The organism is Bradyrhizobium sp. CCGUVB14 (genome assembly GCF_024199935.1).
Taxonomy (GTDB): domain Bacteria; phylum Pseudomonadota; class Alphaproteobacteria; order Rhizobiales; family Xanthobacteraceae; genus Bradyrhizobium.
In genome coordinates this window covers 4,855,074-4,878,999 of sequence record NZ_JANADS010000001.1, presented here as the reverse complement: position 1 = coordinate 4,878,999, position 23,926 = coordinate 4,855,074, and the positions used below count along the sequence as shown (strand labels likewise).

Annotated in this window: 29 protein-coding genes and 1 pseudogene; 14 read left to right on the top strand and 16 right to left on the bottom strand. The window is 64.1% G+C overall.

Annotated features, from left to right (window positions below):
- Window positions 1-18 precede the first annotated feature (18 nt).
- Window positions 19-1,053, bottom strand: coding sequence for a glutamine synthetase beta-grasp domain-containing protein (locus NLM32_RS22520; RefSeq protein WP_008129886.1), 1,035 nt, complete (start codon window positions 1,051-1,053; stop codon window positions 19-21).
- A 535-nt stretch (window positions 1,054-1,588) separates the two neighbouring features.
- Between NLM32_RS22520 and NLM32_RS22515 the strand changes: the two genes are divergently transcribed.
- Entirely contained in the window at window positions 1,589-1,792 is a 204-nt protein-coding gene (locus NLM32_RS22515) for a DUF2735 domain-containing protein (protein ID WP_254131072.1), read from the top strand.
- A 110-nt stretch (window positions 1,793-1,902) separates the two neighbouring features.
- On the opposite strand, the gene NLM32_RS22510 is transcribed toward NLM32_RS22515, so the two are convergent.
- Window positions 1,903-2,214: an MliC family protein gene (locus NLM32_RS22510; RefSeq protein ID WP_254131071.1), complete on the bottom strand. Its 312-nt coding sequence runs from the start codon at window positions 2,212-2,214 to the stop codon at window positions 1,903-1,905.
- 48 nt (window positions 2,215-2,262) lie between these two features.
- Between NLM32_RS22510 and NLM32_RS22505 the strand changes: the two genes are divergently transcribed.
- A complete protein-coding gene (locus NLM32_RS22505) occupies window positions 2,263-3,006 on the top strand; it encodes a tyrosine-protein phosphatase (protein WP_254131070.1) in 744 nt (247 codons plus the stop codon).
- Between the two features lie 15 nt (window positions 3,007-3,021).
- Here NLM32_RS22505 and NLM32_RS22500 read toward each other — a convergent pair whose 3' ends face one another.
- On the bottom strand, window positions 3,022-3,816 hold the full coding sequence (locus NLM32_RS22500; RefSeq protein WP_254131069.1) for an SGNH/GDSL hydrolase family protein: 795 nt from the start codon (window positions 3,814-3,816) through the stop codon (window positions 3,022-3,024).
- Window positions 3,817-3,863: 47 nt separating this feature from the next.
- Here NLM32_RS22500 and NLM32_RS22495 point away from each other — a divergent pair, with 47 nt between their 5' ends.
- Complete coding sequence (locus tag NLM32_RS22495) at window positions 3,864-4,544, top strand: SDR family oxidoreductase (protein ID WP_254131068.1); 681 nt, start codon at window positions 3,864-3,866, stop codon at window positions 4,542-4,544.
- Here NLM32_RS22495 and NLM32_RS22490 read toward each other — a convergent pair whose 3' ends face one another.
- Entirely contained in the window at window positions 4,545-4,892 is a 348-nt protein-coding gene (locus NLM32_RS22490) for a GrlR family regulatory protein (RefSeq protein WP_254131067.1), read from the bottom strand.
- A gap of 126 nt (window positions 4,893-5,018) precedes the next feature.
- Here NLM32_RS22490 and NLM32_RS22485 point away from each other — a divergent pair, with 126 nt between their 5' ends.
- From NLM32_RS22485 to NLM32_RS22475, 3 genes are all read left to right on the top strand, one after another.
- Window positions 5,019-5,705 carry a DUF2161 domain-containing phosphodiesterase gene (locus tag NLM32_RS22485; protein ID WP_254131066.1) on the top strand — a complete coding sequence of 229 codons (687 nt, stop codon included), beginning with the start codon at window positions 5,019-5,021 and terminating at the stop codon, window positions 5,703-5,705.
- Between the two features lie 23 nt (window positions 5,706-5,728).
- The gene (locus NLM32_RS22480; protein ID WP_254131065.1) at window positions 5,729-6,028 is read left to right on the top strand and encodes a putative quinol monooxygenase; all 300 of its coding nucleotides are present in this window, start codon (window positions 5,729-5,731) and stop codon (window positions 6,026-6,028) included.
- Between the two features lie 85 nt (window positions 6,029-6,113).
- Entirely contained in the window at window positions 6,114-6,419 is a 306-nt protein-coding gene (locus tag NLM32_RS22475; RefSeq protein ID WP_148779049.1) for a hypothetical protein, read from the top strand.
- Window positions 6,420-6,507: 88 nt separating this feature from the next.
- Here NLM32_RS22475 and NLM32_RS22470 read toward each other — a convergent pair whose 3' ends face one another.
- Complete coding sequence (locus NLM32_RS22470) at window positions 6,508-7,113, bottom strand: GNAT family N-acetyltransferase (RefSeq protein WP_254131064.1); 606 nt, start codon at window positions 7,111-7,113, stop codon at window positions 6,508-6,510.
- Between the two features lie 152 nt (window positions 7,114-7,265).
- Window positions 7,266-7,664: a PaaI family thioesterase gene (locus tag NLM32_RS22465; protein WP_254131063.1), complete on the bottom strand. Its 399-nt coding sequence runs from the start codon at window positions 7,662-7,664 to the stop codon at window positions 7,266-7,268.
- A 119-nt stretch (window positions 7,665-7,783) separates the two neighbouring features.
- Between NLM32_RS22465 and NLM32_RS22460 the strand changes: the two genes are divergently transcribed.
- Window positions 7,784-8,563: a cobalamin-binding protein gene (locus NLM32_RS22460; protein ID WP_254131062.1), complete on the top strand. Its 780-nt coding sequence runs from the start codon at window positions 7,784-7,786 to the stop codon at window positions 8,561-8,563.
- A gap of 2 nt (window positions 8,564-8,565) precedes the next feature.
- Here NLM32_RS22460 and kynU read toward each other — a convergent pair whose 3' ends face one another.
- The 5 genes from kynU to NLM32_RS22435 form a co-directional block, all read right to left on the bottom strand.
- Window positions 8,566-9,768 carry a kynureninase gene (gene kynU / locus NLM32_RS22455; protein ID WP_254131061.1) on the bottom strand — a complete coding sequence of 401 codons (1,203 nt, stop codon included), beginning with the start codon at window positions 9,766-9,768 and terminating at the stop codon, window positions 8,566-8,568.
- 8 nt (window positions 9,769-9,776) lie between these two features.
- Window positions 9,777-10,616, bottom strand: a complete 840-nt coding sequence (gene kynA, locus NLM32_RS22450; RefSeq protein WP_254131060.1) for a tryptophan 2,3-dioxygenase — start codon at window positions 10,614-10,616, stop codon at window positions 9,777-9,779.
- A gap of 34 nt (window positions 10,617-10,650) precedes the next feature.
- A complete protein-coding gene (locus tag NLM32_RS22445; protein ID WP_254131059.1) occupies window positions 10,651-11,460 on the bottom strand; it encodes an alpha/beta hydrolase in 810 nt (269 codons plus the stop codon).
- 251 nt (window positions 11,461-11,711) lie between these two features.
- Window positions 11,712-12,989 (bottom strand): ArgE/DapE family deacylase, encoded by a 1,278-nt coding sequence (locus NLM32_RS22440; protein ID WP_254131058.1) that lies wholly within the window; start codon window positions 12,987-12,989, stop codon window positions 11,712-11,714.
- 52 nt (window positions 12,990-13,041) lie between these two features.
- Window positions 13,042-13,767 (bottom strand): pyridoxamine 5'-phosphate oxidase family protein, encoded by a 726-nt coding sequence (locus NLM32_RS22435; protein ID WP_254131057.1) that lies wholly within the window; start codon window positions 13,765-13,767, stop codon window positions 13,042-13,044.
- A gap of 76 nt (window positions 13,768-13,843) precedes the next feature.
- Between NLM32_RS22435 and NLM32_RS22430 the strand changes: the two genes are divergently transcribed.
- Both NLM32_RS22430 and NLM32_RS22425 read left to right on the top strand, forming a co-directional pair.
- A complete protein-coding gene (locus NLM32_RS22430) occupies window positions 13,844-15,313 on the top strand; it encodes a PLP-dependent aminotransferase family protein (protein WP_254131056.1) in 1,470 nt (489 codons plus the stop codon).
- A gap of 67 nt (window positions 15,314-15,380) precedes the next feature.
- The gene (locus NLM32_RS22425) at window positions 15,381-15,626 is read left to right on the top strand and encodes a DUF6719 family protein (protein ID WP_254131055.1); all 246 of its coding nucleotides are present in this window, start codon (window positions 15,381-15,383) and stop codon (window positions 15,624-15,626) included.
- 2 nt (window positions 15,627-15,628) lie between these two features.
- Here the strand turns inward: NLM32_RS22425 and NLM32_RS22420 are convergent, their stop codons facing one another.
- Window positions 15,629-15,994 carry a hypothetical protein gene (locus tag NLM32_RS22420; RefSeq protein ID WP_254131054.1) on the bottom strand — a complete coding sequence of 122 codons (366 nt, stop codon included), beginning with the start codon at window positions 15,992-15,994 and terminating at the stop codon, window positions 15,629-15,631.
- Window positions 15,995-16,028: 34 nt separating this feature from the next.
- The gene (locus NLM32_RS22415; RefSeq protein WP_254131053.1) at window positions 16,029-16,364 is read right to left on the bottom strand and encodes a hypothetical protein; all 336 of its coding nucleotides are present in this window, start codon (window positions 16,362-16,364) and stop codon (window positions 16,029-16,031) included.
- Between the two features lie 232 nt (window positions 16,365-16,596).
- On the opposite strand from NLM32_RS22415, the gene NLM32_RS22410 reads away from it, so the two are divergent.
- Entirely contained in the window at window positions 16,597-16,791 is a 195-nt protein-coding gene (locus tag NLM32_RS22410; protein WP_254131052.1) for a hypothetical protein, read from the top strand.
- Window positions 16,792-16,844: 53 nt separating this feature from the next.
- Here NLM32_RS22410 and NLM32_RS22405 read toward each other — a convergent pair whose 3' ends face one another.
- A complete protein-coding gene (locus NLM32_RS22405) occupies window positions 16,845-17,393 on the bottom strand; it encodes a CreA family protein (protein ID WP_254131051.1) in 549 nt (182 codons plus the stop codon).
- 208 nt (window positions 17,394-17,601) lie between these two features.
- Between NLM32_RS22405 and NLM32_RS22400 the strand changes: the two genes are divergently transcribed.
- The 4 genes from NLM32_RS22400 (at window position 17,602) to NLM32_RS22385 (ending at window position 21,809) form a co-directional block, all read left to right on the top strand.
- A complete protein-coding gene (locus tag NLM32_RS22400) occupies window positions 17,602-19,323 on the top strand; it encodes a L,D-transpeptidase family protein (protein ID WP_254131050.1) in 1,722 nt (573 codons plus the stop codon).
- A gap of 149 nt (window positions 19,324-19,472) precedes the next feature.
- A complete protein-coding gene (locus NLM32_RS22395; protein WP_254131049.1) occupies window positions 19,473-20,042 on the top strand; it encodes a glutathione peroxidase in 570 nt (189 codons plus the stop codon).
- Window positions 20,043-20,221: 179 nt separating this feature from the next.
- Window positions 20,222-21,238, top strand: coding sequence for a polysaccharide deacetylase family protein (locus NLM32_RS22390; RefSeq protein WP_254131048.1), 1,017 nt, complete (start codon window positions 20,222-20,224; stop codon window positions 21,236-21,238).
- A 7-nt stretch (window positions 21,239-21,245) separates the two neighbouring features.
- Complete coding sequence (locus tag NLM32_RS22385; protein ID WP_254131047.1) at window positions 21,246-21,809, top strand: dihydrofolate reductase; 564 nt, start codon at window positions 21,246-21,248, stop codon at window positions 21,807-21,809.
- Between the two features lie 85 nt (window positions 21,810-21,894).
- Here the strand turns inward: NLM32_RS22385 and NLM32_RS22380 are convergent, their stop codons facing one another.
- Both NLM32_RS22380 and NLM32_RS46370 read right to left on the bottom strand, forming a co-directional pair.
- Window positions 21,895-22,806, bottom strand: coding sequence for a glycosyltransferase family 9 protein (locus NLM32_RS22380; RefSeq protein ID WP_254131046.1), 912 nt, complete (start codon window positions 22,804-22,806; stop codon window positions 21,895-21,897).
- A gap of 36 nt (window positions 22,807-22,842) precedes the next feature.
- A pseudogene (locus NLM32_RS46370) lies at window positions 22,843-23,904 on the bottom strand (tetratricopeptide repeat protein); the annotation flags it as partial.
- Window positions 23,905-23,926: the final 22 nt, after the last annotated feature.

The following is a 23,926-nucleotide window of genomic DNA, read 5'->3' as shown; positions in this document are numbered from 1 at the left end:
CCCGGGCCTGGAGGATGTTTAAGCCGCGGCCTTCTTGTCAGCCGGGACGGACGCGATCGTCTTCAGGATCTGCGAAGCGATCTGGTATGGGTCGCCTTGCGAGTTCGGACGACGGTCTTCCAGATAGCCCTTGTAACCGTTGTTGACGAAGGAGTGCGGAACGCGGATCGACGCGCCACGATCGGCCACGCCGTAGCTGAACTTGTTCCACGGCGCGGTCTCGTGCTTGCCGGTCAGACGCTTGTCGTTGTCCGGGCCGTAGACGGCGATGTGGTCCATCAGGTTCTTGTCGAAGGCCGCCATCAGCGCTTCGAAGTACTCCTTGCCGCCGACCGTACGCATGTACTCGGTCGAGAAGTTGGCGTGCATGCCGGAGCCGTTCCAGTCGGTGTCGCCGAGCGGCTTGCAGTGGAACTCGATGTCGATGCCGTACTTCTCGGTCAGGCGCAGCATCAGATAGCGGGCCATCCACATTTCGTCAGCGGCCTTCTTGGAGCCCTTACCGAAGATCTGGAATTCCCACTGGCCCTTCGCGACTTCCGCGTTGATGCCTTCATGGTTGATGCCGGCAGCCAGGCAGAGGTCGAGATGCTCTTCGACGATCTTGCGGGCGACGTCGCCGACGTTGGAGAAGCCGACGCCGGTGTAGTACGGGCCCTGCGGCGCCGGATAACCGGAGGCCGGGAAGCCGAGCGGACGGCCGTCCTTGTAGAAGAAGTATTCCTGCTCGAAGCCGAACCAGGCGCCGGCGTCGTCGAGGATGGTGGCGCGCTTGTTGGAAGCGTGCGGGGTCTTGCCATCGGGCATCATGACTTCGCACATCACCAGCACGCCGTTGGTGCGGGCGCCGTCCGGGAACACCGCGACCGGCTTCAGCACGCAATCCGAGCTGTGGCCTTCGGCCTGCTGGGTGGAGGAGCCATCGAAGCCCCAGAGCGGAAGCTGCTCGAGCGTCGGGAACGACGCGAATTCCTTGATCTGAGTTTTGCCGCGCAAGTTCGGAGTCGGCGTATATCCGTCGAGCCAGATGTACTCGAGCTTATACTTGGTCATTGAGCCTCTCTGTAGATGATGCGAAAGGTGGGGTTGAGAGCCCCGCACGTTTGTACCCGGCCATCATCGGCCGGTGCCTTATAAGCATTTTGCGTGCCAAAAGGCCGCAGCGCGGGAGGTTTTCCACCGCGACCGGAACCGGCCCGGGGGCGGCAAACCGTCCACAGCAGCGTGCGGCATAGGCGCGCACCTTCGCGTGAAGCTGCACTGCAAAAATCCCGCGGAAAACGCCTGATTCTGGAGCAGGCAGGCCCCAGCTGAAGGTTGCCGATGAAACGCGCATCAACGTCCGGCAACTTTCGTAAAGTCCCCACCCCCTGCCCAGCAACCTTTGGAATGGCCTAGGCGTTAGTCATCGACACGGTGCCTTAGGGGGTGCAGACCATCACCTGCCTACAAATTGAGCGGAAACTGATTTCCTTTTCAGCACTTTGCATTTCGGAGTGCCGGGCCGATATGGGGATTCCAGTAACCACAATCGAACGAGTCGGGCGCACCATGGAGGCCAAGGCGCTTCGACCCAGGAGCAATCGCAATGATGAACAATGGACTGAGTCAGGGATCTGCGAAGATCTATCAATTCCCCGCCGGGGGCCGCGCGGCTCTCGCCGGACGCCGCTATGGCGAGACCCGCTTTCCCGCCGATCACGCTTCGCTTCCCGCGAACGTCTCGATCTGCAGCGACAGCTGGTACCACCAGGACGCGGTCGACGAAGCAAAGCCCAAATGGGAACGCTAATGCCAGCATCTGGTTTGAGACCGACGCGCTCCTCCAAGCGCTCAGCGGAAGTTTGAAAAGGGTCGAAACAACGAGGTTTCGACCCTTTTTGATTCCAGACCTGATTAGCGTCAGATCATCGCGCAGGCCGTCGCCGGCCGCTTCAGATGCTTGACCGTGGTCGCCCCGGTCTTGCCGATCCTCAACGTGATGCCCGCTCCCGAATAGCGCACCCCCGAAAGAGCCAACCGCTTGGCAAGCGTCGCCGGTTCGCCGTCGATCTGGAGGAACGCGCGCTTGTCGCCGTCATAAAACGCAACAATGAACTGCGTACCATCGGCGCAGCGGTAGTTCCGGAATGTCTGCGCGTCGGCCTGCCGCGCCCCGGAAATTGCAGCCGTCAGCATGCTGATCCCCAAAAGAATGGCCTTGTGTCGGCCCATGATCGCCCCCTGTAATGGTCCGTCGGCAACATAACAAAAGCAGCTCCGATGTCAGACTCCCCTGCCCGTCACCTCGCCTTGCACGGCGCCAGCAATTTTCGCGACCTCGGCGGCTACGCCACCAGCGACGGCCGTACCACGCGCTGGCGCCACATTTTCCGTTCCAACCATCTCGGCCAGCTCACCGCTGAAGACATCGCGATCGTCCGCGCACTCGGCGTCAGAAGCGCGTTCGACTTCCGCGGCGTCGAGGAGCGCGCGGCCGGCGTCTGCGTCGTCAACGAGATCACGGTGCATTCGCTTCCGATCGAGCCGACGGTCGTGGCCTCACTGCGCACCGAGCTCGCCAGGGGCACGCTGACTGCGCCCGTCGCGCTCGAACTGATGCGCGAGTCCTATCGCAACTATGTCCGCCACAACACGCACAGCTTTCGCATGCTGTTCGGCCATCTCCTGCAGGACCGCGCCCCACTCGTGATCCACTGTACCGCCGGCAAGGACCGCACCGGCTTTGCCAGCGCACTGATCCTGCATGCGCTCGGCGTGCCCGAGGCGATCATTGCAGAGGATTACCTGCTGACCAATCGCCACTACAAGCGCGACGTGTCGAGCGTCTCCGATCTGCCCGCCGACGTCCTCGACGCGATCGGCTCGGTCAACGCTTCCTATCTCGACGCAGCCTTCGATGCCGTCAGCGGCGAGTACGGCGATGTCGAAACTTACCTGCGCGACGGCATCAAGCTCGGGGCAGCGGAGCGGACCGCGCTGAAGGAGCGCTACCTTCAGCCGTGACCGACGACAAGCGCCTCACGCTGTCGGAGTTGCGGCCTTGATGATGGAATTGGTCAGCGCGAGCGATACCTGCATGGTACTCCAATTGCTCTGATGCAGCTTCAGGTCATCCTCCGGATCGAGCAGCTGCTCGAACGAGACCTTGTTGTAGACGTGCCAGTGGCGCATGAGCGCCCAACGCTGGAACAGGTTGACCTCGGCGTCCTCCGCCGCGGTTCGGATCGCCGAAACCATCTTCTCCGCGAGATCGGCGTTGTCGTCGTACAGCATGGCCGTCACATATTGCGGGTCGATCAGGATGACGTCCATGGTCGGGTGATTACGCAGAAGGGCCAATCCCCTGGTGATGCTCGCGACCACTTCGTCGAAGTTGAACTCCTTCTGGCGAAAGACCGCGTTGGTCCCGACCTGCCAGAGCACCAGAGAAGGATTGTCAGCAAAGATATCGTCGTCGAACCGAGGCACTTCCAATGGCGCTTCCTGACCGCCCTGGCCGCGGTTGAACACGTCGATCCGGATGTTCGGATGGGGATCGTCATCCTTGTAGTGTTTTCTCAAATACAGCTCGAGCCGCGCGGGATAGGGAACGACATTGCGAAGTCCCGCAGTCGAGGACGACCCCATCGCCACCACGCGCACGGGGCTTCGTCTGCCCAATGCCGCCCGGAAATTCTCCAGCGGACGCTTCAATTCAACGATCTCTGGAGGATTATCGAGAGTCGGCAATTCATCAGACATGAAACGCCCTCCGTCGCCGCCTAAAGTTGCATTTATAGCCCAGCCTTGATGCCGCCGCCATTGCAAGTCCAATTCGCCTCACGCAATAGTCGGCGCGAAGCGAGACGACGGAGAGTATCGTGCAGGGAAAAATCATTGTCGTGACCGGCGCGCTCGGCGCGCTTGGCAAGGTGGTCGCCGACATCGCGCAATCACGCGGCGCGCGGATCGCCGGCATCGACCATGCGCCCTCTCAAATGTCTGCGACGACCCAGCGCATCGAGATCGGCGGCGTCGACCTGTCCGATGCTGCGCAGGCGAAGACAGCGGTGGACGCTGCCGCGAAGCATTTCGGCGGACTGGACGCCCTGGTCAACATCGCCGGCGGCTTTGCCTTCGAGACCGTGGGTGACGGCGACATCAAGACCTGGCACCGCATGCATGCGCTGAACGTGCTGACAGCGCTCAACGCCTCGCACGCGGCGTTGCCGCATTTGGCCACCTCGAAGGCTGGCCGCATCGTCAATATCGGCGCCATGGGCGCGCTGCAGGCGGGCTCGGGCATGGGTCCCTACGCGGCGTCGAAGGCCGGCGTGCACCGCCTCACCGAAGCGCTGGCCAACGAATGGAAGGGCAAGGTCACCGTGAACGCGGTGCTGCCGTCGATCATCGACACCAAGGCCAACCGTGCCGACATGCCGAAAGCCGACTTCGCCAAATGGGTGACACCGCAGGAGCTTGCCGAGGTGATCCTGTTCCTGGCGAGCGACGCCGCAAGCGGCGTCACCGGCGCGCTCATTCCGGTGAGCGGACGGGTCTGATCAATCCGGCACGAGCAGGCGCAGATTGCCCTTGAAACGGATGCTCTGCTTGCCGGCGAGCGCCATGCCTTCGCCATAGGCGGTCTCGTCCGTGTAGGTGCCGCTGAAGCCGATGGTCACGACCCTGCGGCCCCACACCGGGCGCTCGTCGAACGAGGGCGAATGCTCCTCGTTGGTCAGCTCGCCCTTCCATCTGCCATCGGCGGACGTGTAGCTGCCATAGGCAAAGAAAAAGGAATCGCCGCCACGCATGGTGCCGTCACGCAGCACCATGACCCCCTGATTACCGCCCTGGACGCCATCCAGCATCTCGATCCGGATGTGATAGAGCCCGTTCCTGATCGTCATCGTCGCGCCCGCTTGTTCCCCGCGCAGGGGTATAGCTGGCTTGACAGCGTCCGGGCAAATGGCCGGCAGCCCGAGTTCGATCCGGGCTAAACTGGCCGCAACTGATTCTCCGATCGGAAACTCGCCTTGGAAACCGAGCTCTATCTCCCCGTGAAACGCTTCCTCGAAGAGCTCGGCTTCTCCGTGAAGGGCGAGATCGGCGGTTGCGATCTCGTGGGGCTGAGCGCCGGCGATCCGCCGGTGGTGGTGATCGGCGAGCTCAAGCTCGCCTTCAATCTCGAGCTTATCCTGCAGGCGGTCGATCGCGCGCCGGCGGGTGACGAGGTCTGGATCGCCGCAAAGATGTCGATCCGCGGCAAGGGCCGCGAGAGCGACGCGCGCTATCGCAATCTGTGTCGGCGCCTCGGCTTCGGTATGCTCGGGGTGACCGACAACGGCCAGGTCGAGGTGCTGGTGAAGCCGCCGACAGCCGCCCCGCGCCGCGAGCCAAAGACGCGCTCCCGGCTCGTAGCCGAACATCAGCGCCGCCAAGGCGATCCCGTGCTCGGCGGCAGCACGCGCGCGCCAATCATGACGGCCTACCGGCAACAGGCGCTGGCCTGCGCATCGCAGCTCGCCGCAGGCCCGCGGGCCGTGCGCGAATTGCGCGAACGCTGTCCCGATGCCGGCAAAATTCTCCTGCACAACGTCTATGGCTGGTTCGAACGCGCCGAGCGCGGAATCTATCGGCTGACCGAGGCCGGCCACGCCGCGCTGAAGCGCTGGCCGCAGACACCGGTCAAGACCATCGCGCGCGAAGCATCCCTGCCCTAGCGGCCATCACTGTGGAGAACGGCATGATCGTGGTGACTGGCAGTGTGACGGTCCGGCCCGAGGCGTTCGAGGAGGCGCGCCGCCTCAGCCTCGAACACGTCCATCGTTCGCGCCTGGAGCCCGGCTGCATCTCACATGCGGTGCATGTCGACTGCGAGAACCCGCTCAGGCTGGTGTTCTTCGAGCAATGGGCTGACCGGGCCGCGCTTGCGGCCCATTTTGCGGTACCTGCGTCCGGCGATTTCGTACGGGCCCTGCGCTCACTCGCCACCGGGGCGACGACGCTCGAACTTTACGACGCCAGCAAGCTCGAAAAGCTTTGAGTGCATAGCTGAGATGCCACACCAAATTCATATTGCAATGCAACATGGGTCGCACTAGGTATCCCGGCATCAAAACGAGGCCGTTATGAGCGCAGACTGGAATACCAAATATGGCACGCGGCGCGTGCGCCACGATCCGCCCACCCTGGACGAGGCGATCTTCGCCGCCGTCGGCATCACCGACGATCAGGAGCAGCAGGCAGAGATCGCTGCCTCGCTGATGGGGATGCCGCTGGACGTCGTTCAGGCCGAGGTGAAGAAGCAGGCCCGCACCAACAGCCGCATCACCGCGACCCGCGTGATCGCCGGCGAACAAGGTGCGCAGCGCTCCGTCGTGGTCGAACGCCGCGTCGTCCGCCGCTTCGGCAACGACAAGCGCACCGGCACCTGAGCGCTCATTCCCTTGCTTCAATCGAAAAGCGGACCGGCCTAGCCGGTCCGCTTTTTGATTCAGACCTATAATTTCAGGTCTTTCGATCTCAGGCGGCGCGATTGCCGTACATGCTGGAGATCAGCTTCCAGCAGGTCGAATTGAAGTTGAGAATCGCGCGACCGGCCTTGAACGGCGCCGCTGCGAGATCAGCGAGCTCGGCCTCGGGCGTCTTGCCAAGATCGATCGTGCCGGTGGATTCACCGTGGCGAAACTGCAGATGCGCGCCGAACTTCTTGGCGAGCGCCCGCATGGCGTGATTCTCCGCGCCGGTGGTGATGCGCAGGCTCTTGTAGCCCTTCCAGCGCGCTTCCGCGATCAGGCGGCTGAACAACACGGTGCCGACGTTCTGGCGGCGAGCGGAGGCTTCCACGCTGAAGGCGACTTCGGGCAACGAATCGCCCTCCGGCGGATGCAGCTCGGCTGCACCACGGACCACGCCATCGACGATATAGGCGGCGATCACGGTGCCATCTTCGGCGCAGCGGGCGGCGTAACGCTCGATGAAGCTGTCGTCGAGAAACCCGTTGAAACGGTCATGCCGGCTTGCGGCATCAAGCCTCAGCAGGTGATCGCGCAACAGCGGCAATTCTTCCTGCTGGATCAGGGTCCGCACATAGCCCGGGGCGGTGCGGACGGTGTCTTCAAGTACCACGTCAAAACTCCTCTTGGTGTCCCTCGAGGAGGCGTTCGAATCCCTAGGCCTCCAATATTGTGCGTCGCAACAAATTTTTCAAGACGGGAACCTGCTCAAGTTTGAGGCAGCGGAAGCGACTAATTCGTTAACAAAATCAAAGCCCCGTAGTCTTACAGGACGAGCTGTGTCTGGGTCACGATGGCGACCAGCTTGCCGTCCTCGGTCTCCAGCCGGGTGGTCCAGACCTGGGTCCGTCGGCCCCGGTGGACCGGGGTGGCGGTGGCGATAACGGTGGTTCCCTCCTTGGCGCCGCCGATGAAGTTGGTCTTGCTCTCCAGCGTGGTCGTGCCCTTGGCGTCCTCCGGCAGGTTGATCACGGTCGCCGCCGCGCCGACGGAATCGGCGAACGCCATCACCGCGCCGCCATGGACGGTGTGATGCAGCGTGCAGAGATCGGGCCGCACTGTCATTCGCGCCACCACGCGATCCTTCTCGGCCTCGACGAACTCGACGCCCTTGAGCTCGGCGAACGGCATCTTCATCGCTTTAAGTTTCTCGAGCGGCGTCATCAGATCTCCTCCCAATTCGTTGTTGTCTCAGCGTGAATGGCTTCGCGGGGCAAAGCAATGACGTCGGAGGTCATGGTTGCCGTGACATCGGACCTGCCATCGGGGCATATGCTCCTCCCATGCGCCACTTCCCGCCCCGCCGCATCGTCTGCCTGACCGAAGAGACGGTGGAAACGCTCTATCTGCTCGGCGAGCAGGACCGCATCGTTGGCGTCTCCGGCTATGCCGTCCGCCCACCGCAGGTCCGACGCGAGAAGCCGCGGGTCTCCGCGTTCGTCTCTGCGGACATCCCCAAGGTGCTGGCGCTGGAACCCGACCTCGTTCTGGCCTTCTCCGATCTCCAAGCCGACATCGTCGCCGACCTCGTCCGCGCCGGCATCGACGTCCATGTCTTCAATCAGCGCGACGTCGCCGGAATCTTGGCGATGATCCGGACGCTTGGCGCATTGGTGGGTGCCGCGGCGCGCGCCGACGAACTCGCCCAAGGTTTTGAACGCCGCCTCGCGGCGATCGCCGCAACGCCCCGCCCCTCGTCGCGGCCAAAAGTCTATTTTGAGGAATGGGACGATCCGCTGATTTCCGGAATCGGATGGGTCTCCGAACTGATCGATATCGCCGGCGGTGAGGACGTGTTTCCGGACCTGCGCCATCGGCAAGCCGCGAAGGATCGCATTATCTCTGCGGATGCGGTGCGCGAGGCCGCGCCGGACGTGATCCTCGCGTCATGGTGCGGCAAGAAGGTCGTGCCTGCCCGCATCAGGCAGCGCGAGCGGTGGAACGAAATTCCAGCGGTGCGTGATGACCGGATTGTCGAGATCAAGTCGCCGATCATCCTGCAGCCAGGACCGGCAGCGTTGACGGATGGGCTGGATGCGATCGTGACGGCGCTGTGGGGCTGATCTCACGTCACCGCATTGACGACCTGGTACTCCGGCCGCCGCCACACCTCGCCCGCAATCACCTCCTCGATGATCTCGGCCGCGCGGATGATCTCGCTCTCACCAATGTAGAGCGGCGTGATGCCGAACCGCATGATGTCAGGCGCGCGGAAATCGCCGATGAGGCCGCGGGCGATCACGGCCTGCATCGCGGCGTAGCCGCCCTCGAAGGCGAACGAGACTTGCGAGCCACGGCGCTCGTGTGCGCGCGGGGTCACGAGCTGCAGAGACGGACAGCGGCGTTCGACTTCGGCAATCAGGAGATCGCCGAGCGCCAGCGAACGCGCGCGGACATCCGCGATATCAACCCGATCCCAGATGTCGAGCGAAGCCTCCAGCGCCGCCATCGCCAGCACCGGCGGTGTACCCACGCGCATGCGCTCGACGCCGCCGGCGGCCGCATAACCGAGCTCGAACGCGAAGGGCTTTGCGTGTCCCATCCACCCCGACAGCGCGGCGCGCGCGCCGTCGGCATGGCGCGGCGCGACGTAAAGGAACGCCGGCGCGCCCGGGCCGGCATTGATATATTTGTAGGTGCAGCCGGCCGCAAAATCGACGCCGCAACCGGCAAGATCGACCGGGAGCGCGCCGGCCGAATGGGCGAGATCCCAGACCGTGACAATGCCGAGCGCCTGCGCTTTTGCCGTCAGCCCGGCCATGTCGTGGCGGCGACCGGTGCGGTAGTCGACCTCGGTGATGTAAAGCACCGCGATCTCTTCCGACAGCGCAGCCTCGACCTCCTCGGGCGCCACCAGGCGCAATTGATGGCTGCGCCCGAGCGTCGCGATCAGCCCCTCGGCCATGTAGAGATCGGTCGGGAAATTGCCGGTGTCCGACAAGACAACCTTGCGCGACGCGTTCATGTCGAGCGCGGCGGCGAGCGCCTGATAAACCTTGAGCGACAGCGTATCACCGACCATCACCGACCCCGCCTCCGCGCCGATCAGCCGCGCGATGCGGTCGCCGACATGGCGCGGCTGGGCATACCAGCCGGCCGTGTTCCAGGCGCGGATCAGCTCGTTGCCCCACTCGGTCGTGATCACGCGGCTGACGCGCTCGGCAACGCCCAATGGCAATGCGCCGAGCGAATTGCCATCGAGATAGATCACCCCGTCGGGCAGATGGAACAGCGCTTTGGTGTCGTGATAGACGCGATATTTGGTCATGGGGATTTCTACAGAATCGTGCGGACGCGCCAGAGCTCGGGAAACAGCTCGACCTCCAGCATGCGCTTGAGGTAGCTGACGCCACCGGTGCCGCCGGTGCCGCGCTTGAAGCCGATGACGCGCTCGACCGTCGTGACATGGTTGAAGCGCCAGCGCCGGAAATAGTCCTCGAAATCGACAAGCTTCTCGGCGAGCTCGTACAGCATCCAATGCGTCTCCGGCGCCTCGTAGACGATACGCCACGCCTGCAGCACGCCCTCGCTGAAGCTGTGGGTTTCGCGGACGTCGCGCGCCAAGACAGTCGCAGGCATCTTGAGCCCGTTGCGGTCCGCCAGCCGCAGCACCTCGTCATAGAGGCTCGGCGTCGCGAGCTCGGCTTCGAGGAGCCTGGTCGTTTCAGCATCGTGCGCGTGCGGCTTCAGCATGGCGTGGTTGCGGTTGCCGAGCAAGAATTCGATCAGCCGGTACTGGCGCGACTGGAAGCCCGAGGACTGGCCGAGCTGGGACCGAAAGCGCGTATATTCGCTGGGCGTCATCGTGCGCAGCACGTCCCAGGCGTTGTTGAGCTGCTCGAAGATACGCGACATCCGCGCCAGCATCTTCATGGCGGGAGCGACCTCGTCCTTGGCAATGGCGCGACGCGCTGCACTGAGTTCATGGATGGCAAGGCGCATCCAGAGCTCCGTGGTCTGATGCTGGATGATGAACAGCATCTCGTCATGCGCTTCCGACAGCGGATGCTGCGCGCCGAGGATCGCGTCCAGCGACAGATAATCGCCATAGGACATGCGCCGGGCGAAATCAGTCTCGGCGCCTTCTTTTGCGGGATCGTAATCGCTGGAGGTCATGACAGGCCCTTTCGATCGATCATCCCTGCCTCCGTCAGTCGAGGCCGATCAGGCGCGCAGTGATCGGCGACGATGGATCCTTGAGCGCATCGATCACGGTAAAATGGTTGAGCCCGGGATCGACGACGAGGTGGGTCGGTACGTCGAAGCCGGTCCAGACATTGGCCAGCAGATCGGACTGGCGGATGAATTCCGGGCGCTCGCTGCCGCCGACCCAGGCGGTGACAGGCGAATGCCCGCGCGGCAGGTGCAGCGCCGCGCTATCGAGCGTCGCCTCGTCCATGGTCATGCGCAGCGTCTCGTTCATCTTCGTCTTGAGCAGCGGACGCAGATCGTGCAGGCCGCTGATCGAGAGCGTGCCCGCAATACGGTTATAGACGGCCGGCTCGAGCCGGCTGTCGTCGCAGAGCATGCGCGTGACGAGATGGCCGCCGGCGGAATGGCCGGCGAGCCGGATTGGCCCTGCGACCAGCGACGCCGCTTTCGCGATCGCGGCTGATATCTCCGCGGTGATGTCGGAGATGCGCGCCGCCGGCGTCAGCGTGTAGCTCGGCAGCGCGACCGTCCAGCCGTGGTGCCGCGCGCCTTCGGCCAGATCCGTCCAGGTCGACTTGTCGAACCGCATCCAGTAGCCGCCGTGCACGAACACGACGAGGCCCTTGCTGTCGCCCTCGGGCAGGATCAGGTCAAAGCGCTGGCGCTCACCTGAGCCGTAGGCGATGTCGGGACGAAAGGCCTTCAGCCCGGTGCGGTAGGCCGCCGCCCGCTCCGCCCATTGCGCCGGCATCTTGTCCGAGCCCGGGATATGGGCCGAATTGGCGTAAGCATCATCCCAATCGCGCATCGTGACTCCCGGTGACTCGTCCAGCGAACCAGCGGACAGTCTGCCACCGCTGAGGGCGGCATCCTAGTCTTTATTTTAAGCTTAAAGGATTTGGATGAGCCATTGTTTCGGGCAGGTGCTACTCCGGCCGAGACACCGTAGGGTGGGCAAAGGGAAGCGTGCCCACGATCTTGGTCATGTCCGAGACGACGCGTGGGCACGGAGCTGACGCGCCTTTGCCCACCCTACGAGAGCTGTGACTGAGGCTCTCGCTAGGCCTTCTCCACTCCGCACCATTCCGCGATGAACAGCGCCATCGCCCTGGTGGTCTTCTTCAGCGAGTCCAGATCGACATATTCGTTGAAGCCGTGCATCTCGCCGCCGCTGGCGCCAAAGCACAGGCTGGGGATGCCGTAATTGAGTCCATAGAAACGCGTGTCGGTGAGCGCGGTGAAGACGAGATCCTCGACCGCGCCGCCATAGACCTTGTTGAAGGCCTTGCCGAATGCAGCTTCCGGCGCGGCGGAATCGGTCAGCTCGTAGCCTTCCGACAGGAAGCCCGACCATTCGACCCCCGGCGGATTGTTGGCGAGGAAGCGATGGTTGCGCGAGGCGGCGGCAACGCAGGCCATGATCTCCTTCTGGTGGTCAGCGACCGACCAGCCCGGCAGGATCGCGATGCGGCAATCGACGTCGCACCAGGCCGGCACGCTGGAGGCCCAATCGCCACCCTTGATGATGCCGGGATTGAAGTTGATGGGATGGTTGAGCGTCTTGAAGTGGCGGTCGGCCTTGGCGCGCTCGTTCCACTCGATCTCGAGCTTCTGCAGCGCGTGGACGAGGTGATACGCCGCCATGATCGCATTCGATCCGGAGCCGGCAAAGGCGACATGGGTCGGATGGCCCTTTACCCGCAGGCGAAACCAGATCACGCCGACCTGAGAACGCACCATCTTGCCGGCGGTGGGCTCGGGGATGAAGCAGGCATCGGCCCGGTAGCCGCGCTGAAGCGTCGACAGTGCGCCGACGCCGGTGCTCTCCTCCTCGATCACCGACTGAAAGTGAATCCGCGCGGTCGGCTTGAGGCCGGCCGCCTTGATCGCATCCAGCGCATAGAGCGCGCCGATGGTGCCCGACTTCATGTCGCAGGCGCCGCGGCCGAACATTTTGCCGTCCTTGATGACGGGCGAGAACGGCGGCGTGTCCCACAATTCCAGCGGCCCCGCGGGCACCACGTCGCAATGGCCCTGGAGGATCAGCGATTTGCCGGCCTCGGTCGTCGGGCGATAGGTGCCGACCACCGTGCGCGCCTTGGAGAAATCATGCTCGATCGGGCCGAAGCCACGCAGATCCTTGAGGTCGTCGACATTGATGTGCCAATCGTCGACCTCGTAACCGCGCGCACGCAGGAGGTCGCCGATCATGTCCTGGCACGGCCCCTCCGCCCCGCGGGTCGAGGGGATCGCGACGAAATCTCGGGTGGTCGCAAGCTGGGCTTCGAAGCCGGCATCGACGGCGTCAAGAATCCTCTGCTGCGTCTCGGCATTCATCAGGCAACTCCGGGCATCCAGTTGGTCAAGGGTGCGCGCAAGCTAGCCGATTTCAGCCGTTCGGGTACTCCACAAAATAAGCATCCCGCAATGCATCTTCGAGCAGCCGGCCTTCGGAATAGCCATTCAGCGTCGCCGGCCGGCTCACGCCGTCGAGCAACCGCGGGCATGGTTCCGGCGCGCCGAGAACGGTGTGAACCGGAATGCGCTCGGCATAGATCGGCAATTCGTAGTCCTCGTCGTCGTCCGCGACACCCTTGGCGCGGACCTTTGCCGAGGCTTCCTCGATCTCCATCGCGATGAAGGAGGTCGCCTTGATCTCCTGGGTGTTGCTGGCACGCAGGCTCGCGGTGCGATCCGGGAAGAAGCGATCGACCATCGCGACCACGGCGCGCTCCTTCTCCTGCGCGTCGGTGACAAGATAGGCTGTGCCGAACGCCATCACCGCGCGGTAATCGGCGGAGTGATTGAAGCCGCAGCGCGCCAGCACGAGGCTGTCGAGATGGGCGACCGTCAGGCACACCCGCTCGCCCCTGGTCTGGTTGCGCAGCATGCGGCTCGCGCTCGAGCCGTGCCAATAGAGCTTGGTCCCCTCGCGCCAGAAGAAGGTCGGCGTGCAATAGGGCTGGCCGTCGATGACATAGGAGACGTGGCACATCATCGAGGAATCCAGGATGCGGTGAACCGTCTCGTGATCGTAGAAGCCGCGATCATGCCGGCGCTTCACCTGGTTGCGCGCTGACGTCGGATAGGAATTTTGACTCTCGGTCTGGCTCACGGCCGCTCCTCATCGGAATTGGAAGAATTCCAGGCTAGTTGTAGCGGGGCATTTGGTCTGCGATAGTGCCAATTCCATGCAAAAAATTCCGACCAATTCTCTCGCCCCGGCCAAAGCCGAGCTGCCGCTCGATCTCACCGGGGCGCACATCACCGCCGGCGCCTCCTCGGCGCATCGGCTGTACCAGGCGCTGTGCGAGATGATCGTCTCGGGCCTCGTCAAACCCGGCGAGCCGCTGCCGCCGTCGCGCACGCTGGCCACGCAGACCGGCTTTCGGCGCAATGCGGTCGTCGCGGCTTACGAGCGCCTGATCGCCGACGGGTTTGCGCAAGCCACCATCGGCTCCGGCACGTTCGTCGCTGCGCGCATCCCGGCGCGCGCCGCAATATCGAAGAAGCCGAAGGTGATCGTGGAGGCGCCGAAGCAAGGCGCGCTCTCGCTCGGCTGCACCCATATCGACGAGCGCGCAGTACAGCGCTTTCGCGCCTTCGTCGGCCGGCGCATGCGCGCCTTTGGTAGCGAACACCTGCATTACGGCGATCCGCGTGGTAGCCGCGAGCTGCGCGTCGCGATCGCGGACCATCTGCTCTCGGCGCGGGGGCTACGCTGCGACCCCGACCAGATCATGCTCACATCGGGCACGCTGCATACGCTGCGCATCGTTCTCGGCGCGATCCTGAAGACAAACGATCAGGTCTGGTGCGAGGACCCCGGCTATCCCATCGCACGCAGGACCATCGCGCAATGCGGCTATCGCACCGTGCCCATTCCCGTCGACGCCCACGGCCTGCAAGTCGCCAGGGGCCGCGCCGCCGCCCCGGCCGCGCGCGCGGCCTATGTGACGCCGTCGCATCAGTTTCCGCTGGGCGTGCAGATGTCGATGCCGCGGCGGCTCGAGCTGCTCGACTGGGCGAAGCAGGCCGGCGCCTTCGTGTTCGAGGACGATTACGACAGCGAATTCCGCTATGACGGCGCGCCATTGATGTCGCTCGCCGGCATCGATCACCTCCAGCGCGTGATCTACATGGGCACGTTCGCCAAGACGCTGTTTCCAGGTCTGCGCATCGGCTATTGCGCGCTGCCCGAACGCCTGATCGGCGACGTCACCGCCGCACGCGCCGCGCTCGACCGTTTTCCGGGAACGCTAATGGAGGGCGCGGTCGCCGACATGCTCAATTCCGGCGCGTTTGCCGCAAATTTGAAGCGCGTGCGAAAACTCTATCGCGAGGCCCGCGATGCGCTGGCCGAAACGCTCGAGGCGACCTCGGACGGCGCGCTGTCGGTCCCGGTGCCGTCGCAGGGCCTGCACCTCGTGGCGCAGTTCGATCCGTCGGTCCCACCAGCAATTGCGGCCGAAGCGAAGCAGGCGGCCGGCGCCGAGGGCTGGCTGCTCGCCGACACCTACGCGCGGGCGCGTCCGCTACCCGGTTTCGTGCTCGGATTTTCGGGACACGCGGTTCCACACCTCGTCGCCTCTGCCGAGCGGCTCGCGCGGGAAGCGTGGGCCGCCTTGCGCAACAAAGGCAAGGTCGGCCGGCGCGCGTGACAAAGGTTCACTATGAGAATCGTGTGCCGCTCCCTAGATTGCGGCATCGACGCCGGAACCACTGATCATGTCACTCCGCTACGCAGCCTGCCTTTCGCTCCTGATCTCAGCCGCGCTCGCGACGACGGCGCACGCAGCCACGGTCGGCCGCGAGCAGGACATCGTGGATCTCAAGCTTGGTCAGCGCGTGATGGTGGATGACGGAACCTGCCCGGCTGGACAGGTCAAGGAAGTGCGCGGTTCGAAGATGAGCGACAAGGGCGTCGTGCGAACCAGTTCCTGCGTGGCGCGGTACGGTCCGAAATCGAAGTAGCCCTACGACTTCGCCGGGTCGAACATGCACTGCAGGGTCGGCTTGGCGATCTTGGTGAAGGTCGCGCCGATTTCGCTTTGCTTGGCTGCCGGCACCCAATCGGTCTCGATCGTGGGAACACCGGTCTCGCTGATGCCGCGCAGCAGCGCCTCGCGCAGGTCGCGATCTTCGACGACAGCCGCGGCATGGTCGTGCAGGCAGCCGCAAACCTCTTCCGGATGCTCCCAGCGTCCGAGCATGCGCGGGGCACATTGCCGCACGAATTCGGTGCGCGGATCCGGCAATCGGTTCGGCGCGCGCACCTGCGCCTGGACGGAACTGACCGTCAGAAGGGAGAGGACCGCTGCAGCGCAGAGACGAAGGTGCATGATGGCTTTTGCCGGTTTATTTTCTTGTTGCTGATCAGAAACGCGCGGCCAGAACGATCGGCTGCGGCGCCGTGGTCGTCACCGGCGAGCCGCTGTATTGGAAGGTGCCGATACCAGGCAGATTACCGTCCGGCGCACCGGCAAACGAGGAACCGGCGAGCACGAAGCCGAAAGCAAGGATGAAGCTGAGCGCGCGCATGGATCTGTCCCCGAATCGCGTGGCCGGCGGTGTGCCGTCGTCGTTGTGACGCTGATAACCATCCGCGGTTTCTTCCGTGATGCGCCCAAAGCCCAAAATGGTTTCGTTCCAGGTGAGAATTGTTTCGTCGCCCGCGCACGGACGAAACAATTCTCGAAAAACATCAATCATTTCAGATGGAGCGCGCGACGGTTTGAACCTGCTTGGGAGCCGCCATCCACGTCGGTTGAAGTGACGTGGTCACATCCGCGACGTCAGCGCTTCACATGCATTTTACGGTTTTCTGCTGAAAGGAACCGAAACGAAGGCCGGTCCCGCCGATGAACCCGCAGTTCGCCGGGCGCGACCGAAGCCTTCGAAAACTGAAAGCCCGTCAACCGGGCGCATGTAAGGAATTGCCATCATGATGGCGCAAGATCGCGCAACGGCGCGCGACGCGGCCGAACGGACCGACCGCGCTGATCAACGCAACGCTTCGCCGGGAGCGATGGCCCTGCAATCGGGCCGCGGCTACGAGGCCGCGCCACAGGCGTTCGTACGGCTGAGCGGCTCGCACCTTGCGAAACCGCGCGCGAGCCGCGATCACATCATTGAGTGAACGCTAACGCGTCACTTGAGTTAACAAGTCGTCACTGAGTGAACGCAAGTGCGTCACTGAGTGAAGAAGTCGCCGCACTTCTGGACGTTCGCGTCGGCCGGCCCCCACGGCATGATCGGCACCGTCGAAGTCGAGTTCTTCGGCGATCCCTCGATCAGCTTGTCCGAATAGACCATGTAGACCAGGACGTTGCGCTTGGCGTCGCAGCCACGGACGATCTGCATCTTCTTGAAGAAGAGCGAGCGTCGCTTGCGGAACATGTCGTCGCCCTGCTCCATCTTGTCCTTGAACTTGATCGGGCCGATCTGGCGGCAAGCGAGCGAGACGTCGGAAACTTCCTCGGCAAGACCGAGCCAGCCCTTGAAACCGCCCTTTTCCGGTACTGTGAAATGGCAGGCCACGCCCTCGACCTCGGGGTCGTCGAGGCCATAGGTCGCGAGCTTGTCATTCGGGCTCATCCATTTGAACACGGTGGAGCGGCGGAAGATCAGATCCGGCTCGTCGGCAGCTTGCGCGGACGCCGCCGGCACGGCCATAGCCAGAAGCAATAAAGCGAGGCCTTTCAAGCGGATGCCTGAAAGACCGAGGAAACGAGATGACATGAAGTTCTCCGGTAACAAGTCCCGGCAATGTAGGTATGGGGTGATCGTTCAGGAAGATGATGGCAGCCGGCCGCGGCCGTCGTTTACCGCTCTGTGAGGCTTTTTTGCTACGTCCAGAACAAAAGTAGCCGAGGGCAGAACTGCTGTGCTGGTGAACGCATATCCCCTCTGCGAGACTAATGTCTGATTTGGATTATGGATTCGAGGAATGACTAGCGTGAACGGGTCCCGTTTTGCTGCCGCGCCGGTGCGGCTGTGGCAGTTTGCCATTCTGACGGCCGCGGGGGCGATCGGTACGACCAGCCAGGCAGAAGCCGCGTTCTATTACACACCGGATTATTCGGGCACGTCCTACTACTCCCAGCCAGAGCGACATCCCGAGGGACCGCGACAGAAGCCGCAGAAGCGCGGCGCGGGAGCGGGCAAGAAGGAAACCCTCGCCGAGAAGGAGGCCGGCGCGAAGCCGCAGGGTCCGCTCGTGATCGTTGTCTCGATCGATCGGCAGAAGGTGACGATTTACGACTCCAAGGGCGTGTTTGCGGAGTCGCCGGTGTCGACCGGCATGAAGGGCCACTCGACGCCGATGGGCGTGTTCAGCGTCATCCAGAAGCACAAATTCCACCACTCCAACATCTATAGCGGCGCGCCGATGCCGTACATGCAGCGGATCACCTGGTCCGGTGTTGCCATGCATGCCGGCGTGCTGCCGGGCTATCCGGCCTCGCATGGCTGCATCCGCATGCCGATGGCGTTCGCGGTGAAGATGTGGAACTGGACCAAGATGGGCGCGCGCGTGATCGTCGCGCCCGGCCAGATGACGCCGCAGAACTTCTCGCATCCGATGCTCGCCTCTCTGCGCGTCCCGCCGCAGCCGGCCGCAAGCCTCGAGCCGGCAACGAGCGTCGGCGACAAGGCGGACAAGGGCGCGCCCGAGACCAAGGTCACGGACGCCAAGCCCGCCGAGACGAAGTCTCCTGAGACAAAGACCGCGAGCGCCGACAGCGTGCTCGAGCTGCGCTCCAGCGTCGGCCATACCGTGATGTCGGATGTGACCACGGGCAATGCACCGGTCCGCGAGGAAGCCGCCAAGACCGAGACAACGACCGACGCCAAGTCCACCGAGGCCTCCGAGCCGGCCAGGCAGCCCGACGCGGCGAGCACAGACGCGAAGCCTGCAGAGGCTGCAGAAGCTCCCAAGACGACATCGGACGAGAAGCCCGCTGACGCGGTCGAAGCCGCGAAGTCCGACGCGCCGAAGGCGGAAACTGCGCCTGCCGAAACGGCAAAGTCCGAACCGACCAAATCCGAACCGACCAAGCCCGAGCCGGTCAAGGCTGAAGCGGCAGCGACCGAGAAGAAGCCCGACGCGGCGGTGACCGCAACGGCGCCGGCGCAAGCCGCTTCGCCCGACGCAAAGAAAGATCAGACCCGCGTCGCCGATCCCGCGCCGTCCGTGAAGCCGGACCTGCCGAAGCGGACCGGCCAGATCGCGGTGTTCATCAGCCGCAAGGATTCCAAGCTCTACGTGCGGCAGAACTTTGCGCCGCTGTTCGACGTGCCCGTGACGATTGCGGCAAGCGACCGCCCGCTCGGCACGCATGTCTTCACCGCCGAGGTCGACAAGACCGATTCCAACGCGCTGCATTGGTCGGTGGTGTCCCTGCCCGTCGCCGTCCGCGCCGCTTCGCGCGAGGACGATGGACACGTTACGCGCCGCCAGCGTGGCGCCGCCGTGATCCCCGTCGCCGCAAAGACGGTGATCACGCCGGACAGCCCGGCCGAGGCACTGGATCGCATCACGATCCCCGCCGACACCATGGCGAAGATCAACGAGATGCTCACCACCGGCGGCTCGGTGATCGTCTCCGACCAGGGCATCAATCAGGGCGAGACCGGCGAAGGCACCGACTTCATCGTGCGCCTTTACTAGAGCGTTTTCAAGCGAAGTGGATGCCGGTTCGCGTAAAGAAAACGCGTCAAAATAAGAGCCCGACACCGCACCAGATAACGCGGTGTTGAGCAGGCCGGCCGTCTCGCCGGAGTAGACTGCGCGCCGGATCACATCCGGGGGACGCCGCCATGTTGAACCGCAGAGCCGTTCTCACCACAGCGCTTCTCGCAGCAGCCACATCGGCTACGCGCGTGCAGGCCGATGGCGGCTTGAGCCGCATTTCCGCTTACGCGTTCTCGTTCCCAGCTCTCTCCGGCGACGACATCCGGCTGGCCGCCTTTACCGGCAAGCCCGTGCTGGTCGTGAACACCGCTTCGCTGTGCGGCTACACCCCGCAATATGCCGGGCTGCAGGAGCTCTGGAGCGAGTTTGGCAAGCGCGGGCTCACCGTGATCGGCGTGCCCTCCAACGATTTCGGCGGCCAGGAGCCCGGCGGCACCAGCGAGATCTCGGAGACCGCGCACCACCAATACGGCGTTACCTTCCCCATCACCGCCAAGGCCATCGTGGTCGGGGCGAAGGCGCATCCGTTCTACAGATGGGCGGCCGAGGCGCGGCCGAAGGAGGTCCCGAAGTGGAACTTCCACAAGTACCTGATCGGCCGCGACGGCTACATCGCCGAGGTGTTTCCGTCGGCTGTCGAGCCCGCCGACACGCGCATCAAGACGGCGATCGCCAGAACCCTAGCTGACAGCTGAGTCATCCCCGCTCAAACAGGCCTCTCGAACTGGTCTGGGCACAATTGGGGCGAAGCGCCAAACAGCCGTTGCCATGGCGACGGGGCACCATCTAGGCTAGGATGATCAGGGGCAGGATGGGTTTTGCCGGAGGCGAAAAGCCACGGCGGAACAACGGGATCAATCTCGAGGACAACACCATGCGTGTGGCGGCAGGACTGATTTTGGCAAGCGCGATGTCTGTTGCGCTGACAGGCGCGGCATGGTCGCAGACCCCGGCCGCGAAACCCGCAGCCGCGACTCAGGCCGCCCCCGCGGCAGCACCGGCCGCTGCTCCGGCGCCCGCTGCAGCCCCTGCCGCAGCGGCCGCGCCGCAAGCCGCCGCCTTCCCGCCCCCGCCGCAACAGGCGCCGCAGCCGGCACGTGCGGCATGCAACAATCCGAATGCGCTGGGCGTCGCCCGCACCGTGGAGATCGACACCACCGGCGGTCCCGGCTTCGGCTTCGAGCACTTCAAGGAGCTCGACTTCCTGCGCGACAAGGAGGTCGTCCTGACCTTCGACGACGGTCCCTGGCCGCACAACACGCCCGCCGTGCTGAAGGCGCTCGCCGAGCAGTGCACCACCGGCATCTTCTTCTCGATCGGCAAGCACGCCACCTACGAGCCGGAGATCCTGAAGCAGGTCTATGCGGCCGGCCACACCGTCGGCACCCACACCTGGTCGCACGCCAACCTCAACAACAAGAAGCTGACCGAGGCGCAGCGCAAGGAAGAGATCGAGAAGGGCATCAGCGCCGTGAAATGGGCGCTCGGCGGCATCTCGCCCGCGGCGTTCTTCCGCTTCCCGGCGCTGCAACACCCGCCGGAGATGGTCACCTATCTCGGCAACCGCAACGTCGCGATCTTCTCCTGCGACATCGACTCCTTCGACTTCAAGGCCTCCAAGCCGGAGAAGGTGATCGAGACCGTGATGAAGGGGCTCGAGAAGAAGGGCAAGGGCATCATCCTGATGCACGACTTCCAGAAGCACACGGCGGAAGCCCTGCCCGAGCTGCTGAACCGTCTCAAGGCCGGCGGCTACAAGGTGGTGGCGATGCGCGCCAAGGCGCCGGTCGCCTCGCTTCCCGAATACGACCAGGACCTGATGAAGGACGTCAAGCTGCCGACGGTGAGCACGCGCCCGGTCAATTCCGTGGTGACGACCGTTTCCGAATAGACGTCGCTTGTCTTTCCATTTCGAAGGCTACGTCATCGTCTCGGCGGACGGCATGCTTGCCGACGCCAGCGGCGTCATGCCCGACAGCCTGAAGTTCGCAGGCGACAAGCTGTTCTTCGAGCAGGCCCTCGATGGCGCGGCGCTGATCGTGCACGGCCGCAACTCGCATGAGGGGCAGCCGAACTCGCCCCAGCGCAAGCGGCTGATCACCACCCGCAAGATCAAGGCCCTCACCGTCGATCCGGAGATGCCGAACGCGACGCTGTGGAATCCGGATCATGCGAGCTTCGAGGACGCGATCGCGTTCGCCGATGTCGCCTCGGGACGGATCGCGGTCATCGGCGGCCCCGACGTGTTCGAGATGTTCATGGAGCGCTACGACACGTTCTGGCTGTCGGAAGCCCCGCATGTGCGGTTGCCCGGCGGCGAAGGCTGCTTCGTCGACGTCCCAAAGCGGACGCCGCATGAGGTGCTGTCGTCGCATGGGATGAAGCCGGGCACGCCTTATCTGCTCGACGCCGCCCATGATGTGACGGTCACGCCATGGCGGCCGGCGCGAAGCTCCGTCTAAAACGCGCGAAACAACCCCATGCACAGTACCGGTATCCGGTATTTTGATACCTTCATGCAATGGACGGGCTAGCCGCGCATAACCCTCACGGCCGAACGGGCCTGGCCAGGCTGCAAGCCTCGAGCTCAGCGCGCACGTTCCGGAGGACGCTGGTCCAATCGCCGGGCTGACTTTGCCGGAATTGCCGCAGGCTCGGATACCAGGGGCTGTCGTCGCGGTCGAGCTGCCACCGCCAGCACCGATCGAAGCGATTGAGCAGCCAGACCGGGCGACCAAGCGCGCCGGCCAGATGCGCCACGCCCGTATCGACAGCGATGACCAGATCCAGTGCCTCGATCAGCGCCGCGGTCTCGCCGAAGTCGTGCAGATCGTCCGTCCAGTCGTGCATGGACAGACCCGGCGGCGGCGACTGGCTGGCCCCTGGCCCCTTCTGCAGAGAGACGAAACTCACCCCCGGCAGATCCGCAAGCTCCGAAAATCGTTCGAGCGGAACGGAGCGTCGGCCGTCGCCGCTCATCGTCTGATTGCCGGCCCAGACGAGGCCGACCCGCAGCCCATCGAGCTGCCCGACCCGCTCGCGCCAGGCCGCCACGCGCTGCGGCTCGGCACGGAGATAGGGTGCCTCGCGCGGGATGGTGTCGAGCGTGGTGCCGAGAACCCGCGGCAGGCTCAACAGCGGACAATGCAGATCGAATGGCGGCAGCGGATCGCCATTCGCGACGACGCGCTCGATTCCCGGCAGCCCTGTCAGGAGCGGCATCAGCGGCCGCTGAACCTCGAGAACGACCCGCCGCCCCGCAGCAATGGCCGGCACGAAGCGACAGAACTGGAGCGTGTCGCCCAGGCCCTGCTCCGCATGCAGCAGCAGGACCCGATCACCGATATCGCCTCCATCCCAGAGCGGCTGGCTGAAACCGCGCAGATGCGGCTTCTTCGTCTCCTGCTTCCATCGCCACTCATATTCCCGCCAGCCTTCGTCGAACTGGCCGGCCAGCAACAGCGTGATCCCGAGGTTGAAATGCGCGTCGGCATAATCCGGCCTTTGCGCCACCGCCGCACGCAAGCTCTGAATGGCATCATCGGTCCGCCCGAGATCGTAAAGGAGCGTGCCGAGATTGTTGAGCGCCTCCGGCCAACTCGGATTGCGATCGAGCGCGGTCCGATAGCAAGGCTCCGCTTCGTGGAAGCGACCGGCCTCACGAAGCGCGTTGCCCAGGGTCAATTGCGCTGGAACATAGTCCGGCTTCAGACGCAAAGCTTCCCTGCAGGATGCTTCCGCCTCTTCCAGCCGCCCCCGAAGACGCAGCAAGTCACCGAGATTGTTCAAGGCCTCGGCGAAATTCGGCCGGAGTTTGCAAGCTTCGCGAAGATTGAGCTCGGCCTCGTCGAGGCGCCTCAATTTGAGGAGAAGACCTCCAAGATTATTATGGGCCTCCGCGAATGCCGGCTTGAGGCGCAGCGCCTCGCGATAGCAACGCTCGCATTCCTCGAAGGCGGCAAGATCGAACAGCACAGCCCCGAGATTGCAATGCGCCTCCGCAAAATCCGGCCTTTGCCGCAGCACCTGCCGAAACTCGCTGATCGCATCATCGAATTGCTTCCGTCTCACCAGCAGATTGGCGAGATGAAAACGGGAATCGACCTGCGCGCGAACCGCGGCGAGGTCGAGGCCAACGGGATGTCGCAACACGAGCCGGTACTGCGCCTCCTCGCTTGCGAGATCCCCGCATTCACCCAGCAGGATGCCAAGCTGAATGTGCGTATCCAGATTGCCGGGCTGATGAAGCAGCGCTTCCCGGTAGCTCGCGACGGCCTCGCCCTTGCGTCCGAGCGCGCGCAGAGCGACAGCCATGTTGCTGTGATAGGCGCTGTTGCGGGGCTGCAGCTTGACGGCACGACTGAAGAGATCGAGCGCCCTGTCGGGGTGCCCCGTCTGGAGTGAGGCAATGCCTAGAAGGAAAATACTGTCCGCATGATCAGGCGCGGATGCCAGGATCTGCCGGTAGATCGCCTCTGCCTGCGGCAAGCGCCCTGCGCGATGGTGCGCGAGACCGGCCTCGAGCGATACCGAATCTGATGACTGCTGAGCAAACATGACGATCGGCCCCACCCTGCCG

What these genes read in the sequence shown, in the direction of transcription:
- NLM32_RS22475 (WP_148779049.1), top strand. Translation starts at nt 6,114, where the DNA reads ATGAGCGCAGACTGGAATACCAAATATGGCACGCGGCGCGTGCGCCAC.
- NLM32_RS22405 (WP_254131051.1), bottom strand. Translation starts at nt 17,393, where the DNA reads ATGTCATCTCGTTTCCTCGGTCTTTCAGGCATCCGCTTGAAAGGCCTC.
- NLM32_RS22440 (WP_254131058.1), bottom strand. Translation starts at nt 12,989, where the DNA reads ATGAATGCCGAGACGCAGCAGAGGATTCTTGACGCCGTCGATGCCGGC.
- NLM32_RS22445 (WP_254131059.1), bottom strand. Translation starts at nt 11,460, where the DNA reads ATGCGCGATTGGGATGATGCTTACGCCAATTCGGCCCATATCCCGGGC.
- NLM32_RS22395 (WP_254131049.1), top strand. Translation starts at nt 19,473, where the DNA reads ATGTTGAACCGCAGAGCCGTTCTCACCACAGCGCTTCTCGCAGCAGCC.
- NLM32_RS22410 (WP_254131052.1), top strand. Translation starts at nt 16,597, where the DNA reads ATGATGGCGCAAGATCGCGCAACGGCGCGCGACGCGGCCGAACGGACC.
- NLM32_RS22425 (WP_254131055.1), top strand. Translation starts at nt 15,381, where the DNA reads ATGTCACTCCGCTACGCAGCCTGCCTTTCGCTCCTGATCTCAGCCGCG.
- NLM32_RS22490 (WP_254131067.1), bottom strand. Translation starts at nt 4,892, where the DNA reads ATGACGATCAGGAACGGGCTCTATCACATCCGGATCGAGATGCTGGAT.
- NLM32_RS22515 (WP_254131072.1), top strand. Translation starts at nt 1,589, where the DNA reads ATGATGAACAATGGACTGAGTCAGGGATCTGCGAAGATCTATCAATTC.
- NLM32_RS22430 (WP_254131056.1), top strand. Translation starts at nt 13,844, where the DNA reads ATGCAAAAAATTCCGACCAATTCTCTCGCCCCGGCCAAAGCCGAGCTG.
- NLM32_RS22415 (WP_254131053.1), bottom strand. Translation starts at nt 16,364, where the DNA reads ATGATTGATGTTTTTCGAGAATTGTTTCGTCCGTGCGCGGGCGACGAA.
- kynU (WP_254131061.1), bottom strand. Translation starts at nt 9,768, where the DNA reads ATGACCAAATATCGCGTCTATCACGACACCAAAGCGCTGTTCCATCTG.
- NLM32_RS22520 (WP_008129886.1), bottom strand. Translation starts at nt 1,053, where the DNA reads ATGACCAAGTATAAGCTCGAGTACATCTGGCTCGACGGATATACGCCG.
- NLM32_RS22420 (WP_254131054.1), bottom strand. Translation starts at nt 15,994, where the DNA reads ATGCACCTTCGTCTCTGCGCTGCAGCGGTCCTCTCCCTTCTGACGGTC.
- NLM32_RS22510 (WP_254131071.1), bottom strand. Translation starts at nt 2,214, where the DNA reads ATGGGCCGACACAAGGCCATTCTTTTGGGGATCAGCATGCTGACGGCT.
- NLM32_RS22505 (WP_254131070.1), top strand. Translation starts at nt 2,263, where the DNA reads ATGTCAGACTCCCCTGCCCGTCACCTCGCCTTGCACGGCGCCAGCAAT.
- NLM32_RS22390 (WP_254131048.1), top strand. Translation starts at nt 20,222, where the DNA reads ATGCGTGTGGCGGCAGGACTGATTTTGGCAAGCGCGATGTCTGTTGCG.
- NLM32_RS22400 (WP_254131050.1), top strand. Translation starts at nt 17,602, where the DNA reads ATGACTAGCGTGAACGGGTCCCGTTTTGCTGCCGCGCCGGTGCGGCTG.
- NLM32_RS22480 (WP_254131065.1), top strand. Translation starts at nt 5,729, where the DNA reads ATGATCGTGGTGACTGGCAGTGTGACGGTCCGGCCCGAGGCGTTCGAG.
- NLM32_RS22465 (WP_254131063.1), bottom strand. Translation starts at nt 7,664, where the DNA reads ATGACGCCGCTCGAGAAACTTAAAGCGATGAAGATGCCGTTCGCCGAG.
- NLM32_RS22460 (WP_254131062.1), top strand. Translation starts at nt 7,784, where the DNA reads ATGCGCCACTTCCCGCCCCGCCGCATCGTCTGCCTGACCGAAGAGACG.
- kynA (WP_254131060.1), bottom strand. Translation starts at nt 10,616, where the DNA reads ATGACCTCCAGCGATTACGATCCCGCAAAAGAAGGCGCCGAGACTGAT.